Consider the following 13,105-nt stretch of genomic DNA (forward strand, 5'->3'; position numbering starts at 1 on the left):
GGCCCAGGCGACGGCCTGCTGCCCCTGGGCGCCGCCCGCCCCGCCGACCTCCGGCGTCGGCCGGGGGAGCGCCGCCCAGGGGCAGCAGGCCGTCGCCTGGGCCCGCACCCAGATCGGCTCGCCCTACCAGCTCGGCGGCACCGGGCCCGCGTACGACTGCTCCGGGCTCACCCTGCGCGCCTGGCAGAGCGCCGGTCTCGACATATCCCGCACGTCCCGCTCGCAGTACCTCACGGTCGCCAAGATCCCGTACGACCAGATGCGGCCGGGCGACCTGATCTTCTACACCAACCGCGCCGGGGACCACACCCAGATCCGGCACGTGGCCATCTACTCGGGCGGCGGCATGATGATCGAGGCGCCACGGCCCGGGGTGGCCGTCCGCGAGACGGCGATCCGCTGGGGCGAGACCATGCCCTACGCCGGCCGGCCCTGACGAGTCCTGACGGGCCCTGTCGCGGCCCCGAGCGCCTCGCCACGGCCTGACCGGCCTGGACGCACCGGTGGCCCGGTCCCGCGGCTGCGGGACCGGGCCACCGTGCTGTGCGGGTGCGCAGGTCAGGGACGCAGCAGGACCTTCGTGGCCCGGCGCTCGTCCATCGCGGCGTACGCCTCGGCCACCTCGGCCAGCGGCAGCTCCAGGTCGAACACCGCCCCCGGCTGGATCGACCCGTCGAGCACGCGCGGCAGCAGCTCCTCCATGTACCGGCGGGCCGAGGCCATGCCGCCGCCCACCGTCAGGTTCCGGGTGAACAGGCGCCCCACCGGCAGCTCGGGCCCGCCGTTGGGCACGCCCACGAAGCCGACACGGCCGCCGCCGCGCACCACGCTCAGCGCCTGGTCCATCGACTCCTTGGTGCCCACGCACTCGAGCGCGGCGTCCGCGAGGTCGCCGTCGAGCAGGGCTCGCACGGCGGCCGGAGCCTCCGCACCGCGCTCGGCCACCACGTCGGTGGCGCCGAGCCGGCGGGCGAGCGCAGCCCGGTCCTCGTGCCGGCTCATCGCGACGATGCGGCGGGCACCGAGGATCTTCGCGGCGAGGACGCCGGACAGGCCCACCGCGCCGTCGCCCACGACGGCCACGACGTCGCCCGGGCCCACGTGCGCCGAGACGGCGGCGTGGTAGCCGGTGGACATGACGTCGGCCAGCGTGAGCAGGTGCGGCACCAGCCCGCGGGCCTCGACCTCCTCCTCGGTGAGCCCCACCGGGAACAGCGAGTGCTGCGCCAGCGGGATGCGCACCCTCTCGCCCTGGGCTCCGTCCACCGGCAGCCCCTGCCGGTCGGGGCTGCCGAAGAACGTCACGACGTCGCAGGCCGAGGGGAACCCGGCCCGGCAGGCCTGGCACTGGCCGCAGCTCAGCGAGAACGGCACGATCACGAAGTCGCCGACCTTCGCCGACGTCACCTCGTCGCCCAGCTCCTCGACCACGCCCACCAGCTCGTGGCCGATCGGGTGCGGCTCGTGGGTGGGGGCCACCCCGCGGTAGGACCAGAGGTCGGAGCCGCACACGCACGCGGCCACCACCCGCACGACGGCGTCGCCCGGGGTGAGGATCGTCGGGTCCGGGCGCTCCTCGGCACGGACGTCACGGGCACCATGGATCACGGCTGCAAGCATGGTCCTCACGGTACGGGAGGTGCGCCGTCGCCGCGGACCGTGTGCCCGTGCCCGTGCCCGTGCCCGTGCCCGTGCCCGTGGACGACGACGGCGCCGCACCTGGTGGGGTGCGGCGCCGTCGGGCGCTGCTCGGGGCGGCCTGGGCCGCCGTCGGGCGTCAGTGCTTGTAGTAGCCGGCGTTGCGCGCGCGCTCGATGGAGCGCTCGATCTCCGCCTCGGCCTCCGAGCGGCCGACCCAGTGGGCGCCCTCGACCGACTTGCCGGGCTCGAGGTCCTTGTAGACCTCGAAGAAGTGCTGGATCTCCAGGCGGTGGAAGTCGGACACGTCGTCGATGTCCTGGCGCCACGCGGCGCGCTGATCGCCCGTGGGGACGCACAGCACCTTGTCGTCGCCGCCGGCCTCGTCGCGCATGCGGAACATGCCGAGCGCGCGGCAGCGGATCAGGCAGCCGGGGAACGTGGGCTCCTCCAGCAGCACCAGGGCGTCGAGCGGGTCGCCGTCCTCGCCGAGCGTCCCTTCGATGAACCCGTAGTCGTCCGGGTAGCGGGTCGACGTGAAGAGCATGCGGTCAAGACGGATGCGACCGGTCTCGTGGTCCACCTCGTACTTGTTCCGCTGACCCTTCGGGATCTCGATCGTGACGTCGAACTCCACTGTTCCTCCTGTGACGGGTGCGTGCGCGGGGACAAGTGTGCCACGCGCCCGTGTCGCCCCCAGGACGTGTGCACGCGTGCCATGATGCGCACGAACACGACGGGGCGCCTGTTGTGGCGCACGGCACGGCAGAGCACAGCACGGGAGGCACGGCATGGGGTGGCGGGTGCGCACCGGCGCCACCGTGGTGGGCGTCCTGGCTCTGCTGGGCGGCTACCTGGTGGCCGACGCGTACGACGTCGTGCCCGGGATGCTGACGGTGTCGCCTCCGCCGGAGCAGCCGGCGCCGTTCCCCTCGGCCCCGGGAGCCCGCCCCGGCCCGAGCCCGAGCGCCGTCCTGGCGGACCTGCCCGCCGACGCCCCCGCACCACCGGCCGCCGAGGTGGGCCGCCTGGTGACCGCCGTGGCGTCCGACGAGCGCCTGGGGCCCCGCGTCGCCGCCCTCGTCGTCGACGCGACGAGCGGCGACGAGCTCGGCGCCGCGAACGCCGACGTCGGCCTGGTGCCCGCCTCCACCCAGAAGCTGCTCACCGCGGTGGCCGCGATCACCGAGCTCGGTGGCGACACGACGCTCGACACCCGCGTGGTGCTCGACGGTGACGACCGGCTCGTGCTGGTCGGCGGCGGCGACATGATGCTCGCCGCCGGCGCGGGCGACCCGGACGCCGTCCTCGGGCGCGCCGGTCTGGGCGACCTCGCCGCCCAGGTGGCCGCCCGCGTCACCGTCACCGGCCGCACCCAGGTGCAGCTCGCGCTCGACGACTCCCTGTTCAGCGGCCCCACGATCGCGCCCACCGTGCCCCCGCGCGAGGCCGAGCTGGGGTACGTGGCGCCCGTCGCGTCCCTGGCCGTGAACATCGCGCGCCTCACCGACGCCGAGTACGCGCCCCGCTCCAGCGATCCCGCGATGGCCGCGGCCGGCGTGTTCGCCGACGCGCTCGCCGAGCACGGCCTGCAGGTCGTGGGCGACGTGCGCCGCACCACCGTGCCGCAGGACGTGCGCACCCTCGGCACCGTGCGCTCCGCACCGCTCGACCAGGTGGTCGAGTACGCGATGCAGCACTCCGACAACACCATCACCGAGGTGCTCGGCCGCCTGGTCGCGCTCGACGCCGGCCTGCCCGGCTCCGTGGAGGGGTCCACCAAGGCCGTGGTCGACTCCGTGTCCCGCCTCGGCGTGGACATGCGGGGGGCGGTGCTCGTCGACTGCTCCGGCCTGGGGCGCGGCTCCCTGATGACGGTGCGCCAGCTGGTGGAGGTGGTGCGCCTGACCGTGGACCCGGCCCGCCCCGCGCTGCGCGAGGTCGCCGTCGGGATGCCGGTGGCCGGGCTGAGCGGCACCCTCGCCAACCGGTACGGCGGGGAGAACCCCGGGCGCGGGCTCGTGCGCGCCAAGACGGGGTCGCTGCCCGAGATCTCCGGCCTCGCCGGCTCGGTGGTCACCGCCGACGACCGTCTGCTCGTGTTCGCGTTCCTCGCCGACCAGATCCCCGAGGGCGGCGCCTACGGGGCACGCGTCATCTTCGACGGGCTCGCCGGCCAGCTCTCCCAGCTCTCCGCCACCTGACGGTTCTGGCCGTTCTGGCCGTACCGGCCGGGCACGTCGGCGCCGGACCCTGCGGAGCGCCCGCGGACCAGCTCTCCTGGCGCTCCCGGCCACAGCCGGCCTCGTGACGGATACGGTGGGGCGGTGAGCCGTCCCACAGCCAAGCCCGTCGTCGACTGGCCGGCCGCGGCCGAGCTGGCAGCCCGCCTCACGCCGGCCGGACCGCGTGCCTCCCGCGGCGTCCTCGACGACCTCGTCGGCGGTCTGCGCGAGGCCGCCTCCGAGGCCGTCCCCCACGTGCTGGCCACCACCCGCATGGAGCCGGTGGGCGGCGTGCGCACCGTCGTCGGGGGGCCGCAGGACGGCGCGGCGGTGCTCGGGCCGGTGGCCGTGGTGGACCGGGCCACGTGGGCGCTGGCCAACACCCAGGTCATGGAGGCCATGACCGCCCCCGTGGCGCAGGCGCTCGGCGACGAGGCCGCACCGACGTCGGCGGCCTCCCGGCTGGGCGGCGCGGCCGAGGTGGGCGCCCTGCTGGGTCTGCTCTCCACCCGCGTGCTCGGCCAGTTCGACCCGTACTCGGCGCTCGCCACCGAGGGCGCCGGGCCGGGGCGGCTGCTGCTCGTGGCCCCCAACGTGCTCCAGGTCGAGCGGGCCCTCGACGTCGTCCCCCGGGACTTCCGCCTCTGGGTGTGCCTGCACGAGCAGACGCACGCCCTGCAGTTCGCCGCCGCCCCCTGGCTCGCGGAGCACCTGCGCGGCCGGGTCGGCGCCCTGCTGCACGACGTCACCCGCAGCACCGTCGACTTCTCCCGCGCGCCGCTCGGCACCAAGCTCGCGGCCGCCGGCCGCACGGTCTACGACGTGGTGGCGGGTGTGGTCAAGGGGGACGGTGTCGCGCCCTTCGACCGCGTCATGACGCCCGACCAGAAGGCCGAGCTCGCCGAGATCACGGCCGTCATGGCCCTGCTGGAGGGGCACGCCGACGTGATGATGGACGCCGTCGGGCCCCGCGTGGTGCGCACGGTGCGCCAGATCCGCTCCCGGTTCGAGCGCCGCCGCGACGGCGAGGGCAGCCCTGGCCTGGACGTCGTGCTGCGGCGCCTGCTCGGCATGGACGCCAAGCTCGCTCAGTACCGCGACGGCGCCGCGTTCGTGCGGGCCGTCGAGGAGCAGGTCGGCCGGGACGGGCTCAACGCCGTCTGGTCCGGGCCGCAGGCGCTGCCCACGGCTGCCGAGATCGGTGACGCCCGCGCCTGGGTGCGCCGGGTCCATGGCTGATCGCCCGCGGCCGGTGCCGCCCCGGGCGGGGGAGCGCTAGTGGCTCGGGTCGACCCGGCGGTCGCGGCGCTGCGCACGGCCGTGCGCGGCGACCTCGCAGCCCTGCGGCCCGCGCCGGGCGACCTCGTGCTCGTCGCGTGCTCGGGCGGCCCGGACTCGCTCGCGCTCGCCGCCGCGCTCGCGCACGAGGCGCGCCGGGTGGGGCGGTCCGTGCGCTCGCGCGGCTTCGCGGTGCGGGTGGGGGCCGTCGTCGTCGACCACGGCCTGCAGCCCGGGTCGGCCGACGTCGCGGCGCAGGCCGCGCGGCAGTGCGCCGCTCTGGGCCTGGACCCCGTCGTCGTGCGCCGGGCCGTGGTGCACGACGACGGCGCGGGCCCCGAGGGCGCCGCCCGGGAGGCGCGGTACGCGGTGCTCGACGCCGTCGCCGCCGACCTCGGTGCGGTGGCCGTGCTGCTGGGGCACACCCTCGACGACCAGGCGGAGTCGGTGCTGCTGGGCCTGGCGCGCGGCAGCGGTGCCCGGTCGCTGGCGGGCATGCCGGCCGTGCGGGGCCGGTACCGCCGTCCGCTGCTGGGGCTGCGGCGGGCCCAGACCCGGGCCGCCTGCTCCGCGCTGGGGCTGCGTCCGTGGGACGACCCCACGAACTTCCCGCCCGGGAAGGGCAGCGCGCCCGCCTGGTACGCCGGGGAGCCGGGTGCGCGCCCGGCGACGGAGGCCGAGCCCGGCGTGGTGCCGCTGCGCACCCGTGTGCGGCACGAGCTGCTGCCCGTCCTGGAGGACGTGCTGGGTCTCGGTGCGGTCGAGGCGCTGGCCCGCACGGCGGGGCTGCTGCGGGCTGACGCCGACGTCCTGGACGTGCTCGCGGCGGACGTGCTGGCCCGCGCCACCGTGCCGGCGCCTGAGCCAGGGCCGGCGCGGGACGAACCTCGTGCTGGTTCTGGCAGCGCTGGCGAGAGCGGCGGCACGAGCTGCGAGCCGGACGGCGCAGACGGAGCGGAGGGGGCAGACGGACCGGACGGCGTGGGCGGCGCCGGCGGGCTGGTGCTCGACGCCGGTGTCCTCGCCGCGGCTCCCGAGGCCCTGCGCCGACGGGCCCTGCGCGCCGCGGCGCTCGCCGTCGGGTGCCCGCCGGCCGCGACGACCGCCCGCCACGTGGAGGCCCTGGACGCCCTCGTCGTCGGCTGGCACGGCCAGGGAGAGCTCAGCCTGCCGTCGGATGCCCGGGCACGCCACGCGTGTGGCAGGCTTTTCCTGCATCCAGGGCCCGCCGCCGTGCCCACCCCTGTCGTTCCTGAGGAGTAACCCGTGGACCAGTCGGACGTGGCCGGCGACATCGCCGAGATCCTGCTCACCGAGGAGCAGATCGGCAGCAAGCTCGACGAGATGGCCGCCCAGATCGACGCCGACTACGCGGGCAAGGACCTGCTGCTCGTCGGTGTGCTCAAGGGCGCCGTGATGGTGATGGCCGACCTGTCGCGGCGGCTGCACCACCCCGCGCACATGGACTGGATGGCGGTGTCGAGCTACGGCTCGGGCACCAAGTCGTCCGGCGTCGTGCGCATCCTCAAGGACCTGGACGCCGACCTCACGGGCCGCAACGTGCTGATCGTCGAGGACATCATCGACTCCGGCCTGACGCTCTCGTGGCTCGTGGCCAACCTGCGCTCGCGCGGCCCCGAGTCGGTGGAGATCGCCGCCGCGCTGCGCAAGCCCGACGCGGCCAAGGTCGAGGTGGACGTCAAGTACGTCGGTTTCGACATCCCCAACGAGTTCGTGGTCGGGTACGGCCTCGACTACGCCGAGAAGTACCGCAACCTGCCCTTCGTGGCGACGCTCGCGCCCCACGTCTACAGCTGAGACCCGGGGCGCCGACGGCGCGCGCACCGCGCGCCGTCGTCCGTCCCGCCCTGGGCGAACACCGAGGGAGCTCCCAGCCCCAGCGTGTAGTTTCGTCCGAAAGCCTGCGCGAACGAAGGGATGCGGGGGCGAGCCCCGGCGCCGATGAACATCAAGAAGATCCTCAGTGGCCCGATCGTCTGGATCGTGGTCGGCCTGGTCATCGTGGCCCTCGCGTGGGGTGCCATCGCGAGCCCGAGCACGCAACGGATCGAGACGCACCAGGGTCTGGAGCTGCTGCAGGGCGGCACCGTCCAGCACGCCACGGTGGTCGACGGCGAGCAGCGCGTCGAGCTCGAGCTGAGCGAGAACTTCGTCACCGGCAGCGGTGACGACGAGCGGGACCTCGGCCGCAGCGTCGAGTTCTACTACGTCGAGCCGCAGGGCGAGACCGTGGCGCAGGCCGTCGCCGCCGCCGACCCGCCGGACGGGTACGACTCCGAGGTGCCGCAGCCGAGCGTCTGGACGTCGATGCTGTCGCTGCTCATCCCGTTCCTGATCATCGGCCTGTTCATCTGGTTCTTCATGTCCCGGATGCAGGGCGGCGGCTCGCGCGTGATGGGCTTCGGCAAGTCGAAGGCCAAGCTCATCTCGAAGGACATGCCGCAGGTGACGTTCGCGGACGTCGCCGGCTCCGAGGAGGCCGTCGAGGAGCTCCACGAGATCAAGGAGTTCCTGGCCGAGCCCGCCAAGTTCCAGGCCGTGGGCGCCAAGATCCCCAAGGGCGTGCTGCTGTACGGCCCGCCCGGCACCGGCAAGACCCTGCTCGCGCGCGCCGTCGCGGGCGAGGCGGGCGTGCCGTTCTACTCGATCTCCGGCTCCGACTTCGTCGAGATGTTCGTCGGCGTGGGTGCCAGCCGCGTGCGCGACCTGTTCGAGCAGGCCAAGCAGAACTCTCCGGCGATCATCTTCGTCGACGAGATCGACGCCGTCGGCCGCCAGCGAGGCGCCGGCATGGGCGGCGGGCACGACGAGCGCGAGCAGACGCTCAACCAGCTCCTCGTGGAGATGGACGGGTTCGACGTCAAGACGAACGTCATCCTCATCGCCGCCACCAACCGGCCCGACGTCCTCGACCCGGCCCTGCTGCGCCCGGGCCGGTTCGACCGCCAGGTGGCCGTCGAGGCCCCTGACCTCAAGGGCCGCGAGGCGATCCTCCAGGTGCACGCCAAGGGCAAGCCCATGGTGCCGAGCGTGGACCTGGCCGCCGTCGCCCGCCGGACCCCCGGGTTCACGGGCGCCGACCTGGCGAACGTGCTCAACGAGGCCGCGCTGCTCACCGCGCGCAGCGGTGCCCAGCTCATCGACGACCGAGCCCTCGACGAGGCCATCGACCGCGTCGTGGCCGGGCCGCAGAAGCGCACCCGCGTCATGAACGTCAAGGAGCAGAAGATCACGGCGTACCACGAGGGCGGTCACGCCCTGGTCGCCGCGGCCATGCGGTACACCGACCCCGTCACCAAGGTGACGATCCTGCCGCGCGGGCGGGCCCTGGGCTACACGATGGTGATGCCCACGGAGGACAAGTACTCGACCACCCGCAACGAGCTGCTCGACCAGCTCGCGTACGCGATGGGCGGTCGAGTGGCCGAGGAGATCGTGTTCCACGACCCCACCACGGGGGCGAGCAACGACATCGAGAAGGCGACCAGCATCGCCCGCAAGATGGTCACCGAGTACGGCATGAGCGAGAAGGTCGGCGCGATCAAGCTCGGCACGGGCGCCGGCGAGCCGTTCCTGGGCCGCGACTACGGTCATCAGCGCGACTACTCCGAGGCCGTGGCCGGCACCGTGGACCACGAGGTCCGCAAGCTGGTGGAGGCCGCGCACGACGAGGCCTGGGAGGTGCTGACCCAGTACCGCGACGTGCTCGACGACCTCGTGCTGCGCCTGCTGGAGAAGGAGACCCTCAACCAGGCCGAGCTGGCCGAGGTGTTCGCGCCCGTCGTCAAGCGCGAGCCGCGCGACGTGTGGCTGTCGAGCGAGCAGCGCACCGTGCACACCCGGGGGCCCGTCATGGCACCGGGCGAGCAGGCGGCGTCGCTCAACGGCAACGGGCACGTGGTGCCGCAGGACGAGGCGGCCGCGGCCAACCCGGAGCTGCCGCCCGAGCGCATCGGCGAGGTGCCCGAGTGACCGACCCTCGCCCGGCCGAACCGCTGAGCCCGGCGGTCTCGGTGGGCGCGCGGCCGGCGGCCGAGGTGCCGCCGTACGACGCCGCGCGCGCGGAGGCGGCGGTGCGCGAGCTGCTGCTCGCCGTCGGGGAGGACCCGGAGCGCGAGGGGCTGCGGGACACCCCGGCCCGCGTGGCCCGGGCCTACCAGGAGATCTTCGCGGGCCTGCGGCAGGAGCCGGAGGACGTGCTCACCACGACCTTCGACCTGGGCCACGAGGAGATGGTGCTGGTCAAGGACATCGAGGTGTACTCCACCTGCGAGCACCACCTGGTGCCGTTCCACGGCGTCGCGCACGTGGGGTACATCCCCAACGTCGACGGCCGCATCACGGGACTGTCCAAGCTCGCCCGGCTCGTCGAGGTCTACGCGCGCCGCCCGCAGGTGCAGGAGCGCCTGACCTCGCAGGTGGCCGACGCCCTGGTCCGCATCCTCGAGCCCCGCGGCGTGCTGGTCGTGGTCGAGTGCGAGCACCTGTGCATGTCGATGCGCGGGGTGCGCAAGCCCGGCTCGCGCACGGTCACGAGCGCGGTGCGCGGGCAGATGCGGGACCCGGCGACGCGTGCCGAGGCGATGAGCCTCGTCCTCGGGAAGTAGGCCGGGCGTGATCGCCCCCCTCCCGGCGCCGACGCCGGCCCGCGACGCACCCGTCGCGGGGCTTCCTGAGCTGTCCGGCGTGGGCCGGTGCCTGGTCATGGGCGTCGTCAACGTCACCCCCGACTCGTTCTCGGACGGCGGCCAGTGGTTCGAGCCCGGTGCCGCGGTGCAGCACGGCCTGGAGCTCCTGGGCGAGGGCGCCGACATCCTCGACGTGGGCGGTGAGTCGACCCGGCCCGGGGCCGGCCGCGTGCCGGAGGAGCAGGAGCTGGCCCGCGTGGTCCCGGTGGTCGAGCGGCTGGTCGCGGCCGGCGCCGTCGTCTCCGTGGACACGACGCGCGCTCGTGTGGCCGAGCGTGCGGTCGCCGCCGGCGCTCGCATGGTCAACGACGTCTCGGGCGGTCTCGCGGACCCGGACATGGGCCGTGCCGTGGCGGAGACCGGCGCCGCGTACGTGTGCATGCACTGGCGGGGGCACGCCGACGTCATGGACTCGCTCGAGGTGTACGACGACGTCGTGGCCGACGTGCGTGACGAGCTCGACGCCCGCCTCGCTGCCCTGGAGGCCGACGGCGTCCGGCGCGAGCAGGTGGTGCTCGACCCGGGCCTGGGGTTCTCGAAGTCGGGAGACCTGAACTGGCCTCTGCTGGCGCACCTCGACGCGCTCCACGCCCTCGGGCGGCCGGTGCTCGTGGGGGCCTCGCGCAAGAGGTTCCTCGGCCGGCTGCTCGCCACCTCGCGCGGTGGGCTGCGGCCGGGGACGACGGCGGAGGTGGCGCCCGCGGCGCCGCTGGCCCGGGACGACGCGACCGCCGCGATCTCTGCGCTCGCCGCTGCGGCGGGCGCGTGGGCGGTGCGCGTCCATGCGGCGCGTGCGAGCCATGACGCGGTGCGCGTGGCGGCAGCATGGACGGCGGCACGGGACGCGACCGACAGCACCGACGAGCAGACGCAGCAGCAGACGGACCAGCAGGGAGAGCCCAGCCGATGACGATCTTCGCCAGCGCGGTGAACGGCCCGGACGGGCGCCCCTACGACCAGATCCGGCTCGCGGGCGTCAGTGCCACGGGGCACCACGGGGTGTTCCGGCACGAGCGCGAGCAAGGCCAGGAGTTCCGGGCCGACGTGGTGCTCCACCTCGACACGCGGCCCGCGGCGGCCGGTGACCGGCTCGACGACACCGTGAGCTACGCCGACGTGGCGCAGGGTGTGCACGACGTGCTCGCCGGGTCGCCCGCCGAACTCGTCGAGACGGTCGCCGAGCGCGTCGCCGCAGTGGTGCTCGCCCACCCGGGGGTCGTCGCCGTCGACGTGCGCGTCCACAAGCCGCAGGCGCCCATCCCGGTGCCGTTCGACGACGTCGAGGTCGCGATCCGCCGGGACCGCACCAAGGTGCCGGTCGTGGGCGTGGGCGCTGCCGATGCCGAGCCCCGGGCGGAACTGGCGCAGGCAGCACCGGTGGCGGACGAGCCGGCCGAGCGGAGCACCTCCCAGACGGTTCCCGCCGCGGAGCCGGCCGCCGCGGCCCTCGCGGAGCCCGCCGTGCTGCCGGTCGCCGTGCCTCTCCCGGTCCCGGCGGCGGAGCCGCCGCGCCGCGCGGCGCAGGCGCCCGTGCCGGCGGCGGAGCCCGCCCCGGCCCCCTCGGCCGCGAACCGGCTCGACGTCGACCCGCCCGAGCCCGTCGAGGTGGTGCTCGCCATCGGCGCCAACCTCGGTGACGCCCACGGGACGCTCCGCCAGGCCGTCACGGACCTGGACCGGTTGCCGGGCATCCAGGTCATGGAGGTCTCGCCGCTGGCCCGCACCACCGCGGTGGGTGGCCCCGCGGACCAGCCCGACTACCTCAACGCGGTGCTCGTCGCCCGGACGACGCTGTCGCCCCGCGGGCTGCTGCGTGCCGCGCACTCGGTCGAGGCCGCTCACGGGCGGGTGCGTGACGAGCACTGGGGACCCCGGACGCTCGACGTCGACATCGTGCGCTACGGCTCCCTCGTGGTGCAGGCCGACGACCTGGTGCTGCCTCACCCGCGCGCCCACGAGCGTGCGTTCGTGCTGGTGCCGTGGTCGGAGATCCAGCCTGACGCGGTGCTCCCCGGCCTGGGCGGGGGCCCGGTGGCGCAGCTCGCGGAGACGGCGCCCGACCGCGCCGGCATCCGTTGGATGGCGCTCGACTGGCTGACCGAGCCTGAGACGCGCTCCGGTGCGCTGGCCCTGCAGAACCCGTCGGCGCCCGCCGGAACCCCCGCTGCTGGTCGTCCCGAGGAGGGCGCGGCGTCCGGGGCGGTGCCGGCGTCGGCCGAACCGCCCGTGTCCGCGGCCTTCGCGTCCGCGGAGGGGCGCCCGGCCTCGGGTCCCGCGGGGCACGCGCCCGTGCCGCACGAACCTGCGCCGCACCCCGCCGCGCCTGCGCCCCACGAGCCTGTGCCCCACGAGCCCGTGCCCCACGCGCCCGTCCCGCCTGCGCCGGACGACGGCGGAGCGGACGAGCGCACGCGGTCGTCGTACGGTGCTGCTGCCGGTGCCTCGTGGTCCGGGGAGCAGCCGTACGCGCCGGTGACCCGTCCTGAGGACGCCTACCGTCAGCAGCCGTACGACCAGCACCGTGACCAGCCGTACGACCAGCCGTACGACCAGCCGTACGACCAGGAGGCGCACGACCGCGACGTGCGGCCGGTGCGGCGCCAGGACCGTCATGGCCAGGAGGACCGGTACGGCCAGGATCCTCACCCACAGGATCAGCACGGCCAAGACGCCTACCGCGAGCAGGCATACGGACACGAGGCGCCCGGCAGCCGCGCGGACGAGGGACAGCACGGCAGCCCGGCGTACGAGCAGGAGCTCTCCGGTCAGCAGCCCTACGAGCCGGTATGGGCACCGGCTGAGCCGCAGCGCCCGCAGGACCCGTTCCAGCAGCAGGCGTCGTCCGTGCCGGAGCCGGTGGCGCCGCGCCCGTTCACGCCTGAGGCCCCGCCGTCGTCCCGCCCGCAGGAGGCGGTGCCCCCGGCGCCGGCGCCGGAGCCGCTCGCGCCGCGTCCGTTCGCGCCCGAGGCCCCGCCGTCGTCCCGCCCGCAGGAGACGGTCCCGGAGCCGGTGGCTCCGCGCCCGTTCACGCCGCCCGCGCCGTCGGTACCGCCGGCACAGCCCCGGGACGAGGGCGCGCTGCCCGCCTGGGCCCCGCCGACGCCGTCGGAGGGCATGCCGGGCACGCCGCCGCCGGCTGGCACGCCGCCGACGACGGCGACGCCGCGGACGACGGGCCACGCCCGCGCCGACGGCGGACGGCCGGAGGACGACGCGGACCGCTGGACGTCGTACGACCCGCGCGACGGGCGCTGA

At 75.2% G+C, this 13,105-nt stretch carries 12 protein-coding genes; 10 read left to right on the plus strand and 2 right to left on the minus strand.

Annotation, left to right across the window (positions count from 1 at the left end; genetic code table 11):
• On the plus strand, positions 1-436 hold a 436-nt coding region (locus tag DNL40_RS15570; protein WP_146252120.1), incomplete at its 5' end, for a C40 family peptidase.
• 122 nt (positions 437-558) lie between these two features.
• On the opposite strand, the gene DNL40_RS15575 is transcribed toward DNL40_RS15570, so the two are convergent.
• Positions 559-1,620, minus strand: coding sequence for a zinc-binding dehydrogenase (locus tag DNL40_RS15575; protein ID WP_111252185.1), 1,062 nt, complete (start codon positions 1,618-1,620; stop codon positions 559-561).
• Positions 1,621-1,667: 47 nt separating this feature from the next.
• Between DNL40_RS15575 and DNL40_RS16930 the strand changes: the two genes are divergently transcribed.
• A complete protein-coding gene (locus DNL40_RS16930; RefSeq protein WP_281268471.1) occupies positions 1,668-1,790 on the plus strand; it encodes a hypothetical protein in 123 nt (40 codons plus the stop codon).
• On the opposite strand, the gene DNL40_RS15580 is transcribed toward DNL40_RS16930, so the two are convergent.
• Entirely contained in the window at positions 1,778-2,275 is a 498-nt protein-coding gene (locus DNL40_RS15580; RefSeq protein WP_111252186.1) for an inorganic diphosphatase, read from the minus strand. The two genes, DNL40_RS16930 and DNL40_RS15580, sit on opposite strands and share 13 nt — an antisense overlap.
• Before the next feature lie 154 nt (positions 2,276-2,429).
• Here DNL40_RS15580 and dacB point away from each other — a divergent pair, with 154 nt between their 5' ends.
• The 8 genes from dacB to folK all read left to right on the plus strand — a co-directional run bounded on the left by dacB (position 2,430) and on the right by folK (position 13,105).
• On the plus strand, positions 2,430-3,842 hold the full coding sequence (gene dacB, locus DNL40_RS15585; RefSeq protein WP_111252187.1) for a D-alanyl-D-alanine carboxypeptidase/D-alanyl-D-alanine endopeptidase: 1,413 nt from the start codon (positions 2,430-2,432) through the stop codon (positions 3,840-3,842).
• 123 nt (positions 3,843-3,965) lie between these two features.
• Positions 3,966-5,102 (plus strand): zinc-dependent metalloprotease, encoded by a 1,137-nt coding sequence (locus DNL40_RS15590; protein WP_111252188.1) that lies wholly within the window; start codon positions 3,966-3,968, stop codon positions 5,100-5,102.
• Between the two features lie 39 nt (positions 5,103-5,141).
• Complete coding sequence (tilS, locus tag DNL40_RS15595; protein ID WP_111252189.1) at positions 5,142-6,404, plus strand: tRNA lysidine(34) synthetase TilS; 1,263 nt, start codon at positions 5,142-5,144, stop codon at positions 6,402-6,404.
• Between the two features lie 3 nt (positions 6,405-6,407).
• The gene (hpt, locus tag DNL40_RS15600) at positions 6,408-6,959 is read left to right on the plus strand and encodes a hypoxanthine phosphoribosyltransferase (protein ID WP_111252190.1); all 552 of its coding nucleotides are present in this window, start codon (positions 6,408-6,410) and stop codon (positions 6,957-6,959) included.
• Between the two features lie 144 nt (positions 6,960-7,103).
• Complete coding sequence (ftsH, locus tag DNL40_RS15605) at positions 7,104-9,134, plus strand: ATP-dependent zinc metalloprotease FtsH (protein ID WP_111252191.1); 2,031 nt, start codon at positions 7,104-7,106, stop codon at positions 9,132-9,134.
• Between the two features lie 23 nt (positions 9,135-9,157).
• Positions 9,158-9,769: a GTP cyclohydrolase I FolE gene (gene folE / locus DNL40_RS15610; protein WP_425450794.1), complete on the plus strand. Its 612-nt coding sequence runs from the start codon at positions 9,158-9,160 to the stop codon at positions 9,767-9,769.
• Positions 9,770-9,866: 97 nt separating this feature from the next.
• Positions 9,867-10,760, plus strand: a complete 894-nt coding sequence (folP, locus tag DNL40_RS15615) for a dihydropteroate synthase (RefSeq protein ID WP_111252222.1) — start codon at positions 9,867-9,869, stop codon at positions 10,758-10,760.
• Complete coding sequence (gene folK, locus DNL40_RS15620) at positions 10,757-13,105, plus strand: 2-amino-4-hydroxy-6-hydroxymethyldihydropteridine diphosphokinase (protein ID WP_245885994.1); 2,349 nt, start codon at positions 10,757-10,759, stop codon at positions 13,103-13,105. The genes folP and folK overlap by 4 nt, the downstream gene beginning before the upstream one ends.

This window comes from Xylanimonas oleitrophica (assembly GCF_003244315.1).
In the GTDB taxonomy this organism is placed as follows: Bacteria; Actinomycetota; Actinomycetes; order Actinomycetales; family Cellulomonadaceae; genus Xylanimonas_A; species Xylanimonas_A oleitrophica.

Excerpts from the sequence above, each read along its gene's own strand:
- DNL40_RS15575 (WP_111252185.1), bottom strand. The coding sequence starts at position 1,620 with ATGCTTGCAGCCGTGATCCATGGTGCCCGTGACGTCCGTGCCGAGGAG.
- dacB (WP_111252187.1), top strand. The coding sequence starts at position 2,430 with ATGGGGTGGCGGGTGCGCACCGGCGCCACCGTGGTGGGCGTCCTGGCT.
- ftsH (WP_111252191.1), top strand. The coding sequence starts at position 7,104 with ATGAACATCAAGAAGATCCTCAGTGGCCCGATCGTCTGGATCGTGGTC.
- folP (WP_111252222.1), top strand. The coding sequence starts at position 9,867 with ATGGGCGTCGTCAACGTCACCCCCGACTCGTTCTCGGACGGCGGCCAG.
- folK (WP_245885994.1), top strand. The coding sequence starts at position 10,757 with ATGACGATCTTCGCCAGCGCGGTGAACGGCCCGGACGGGCGCCCCTAC.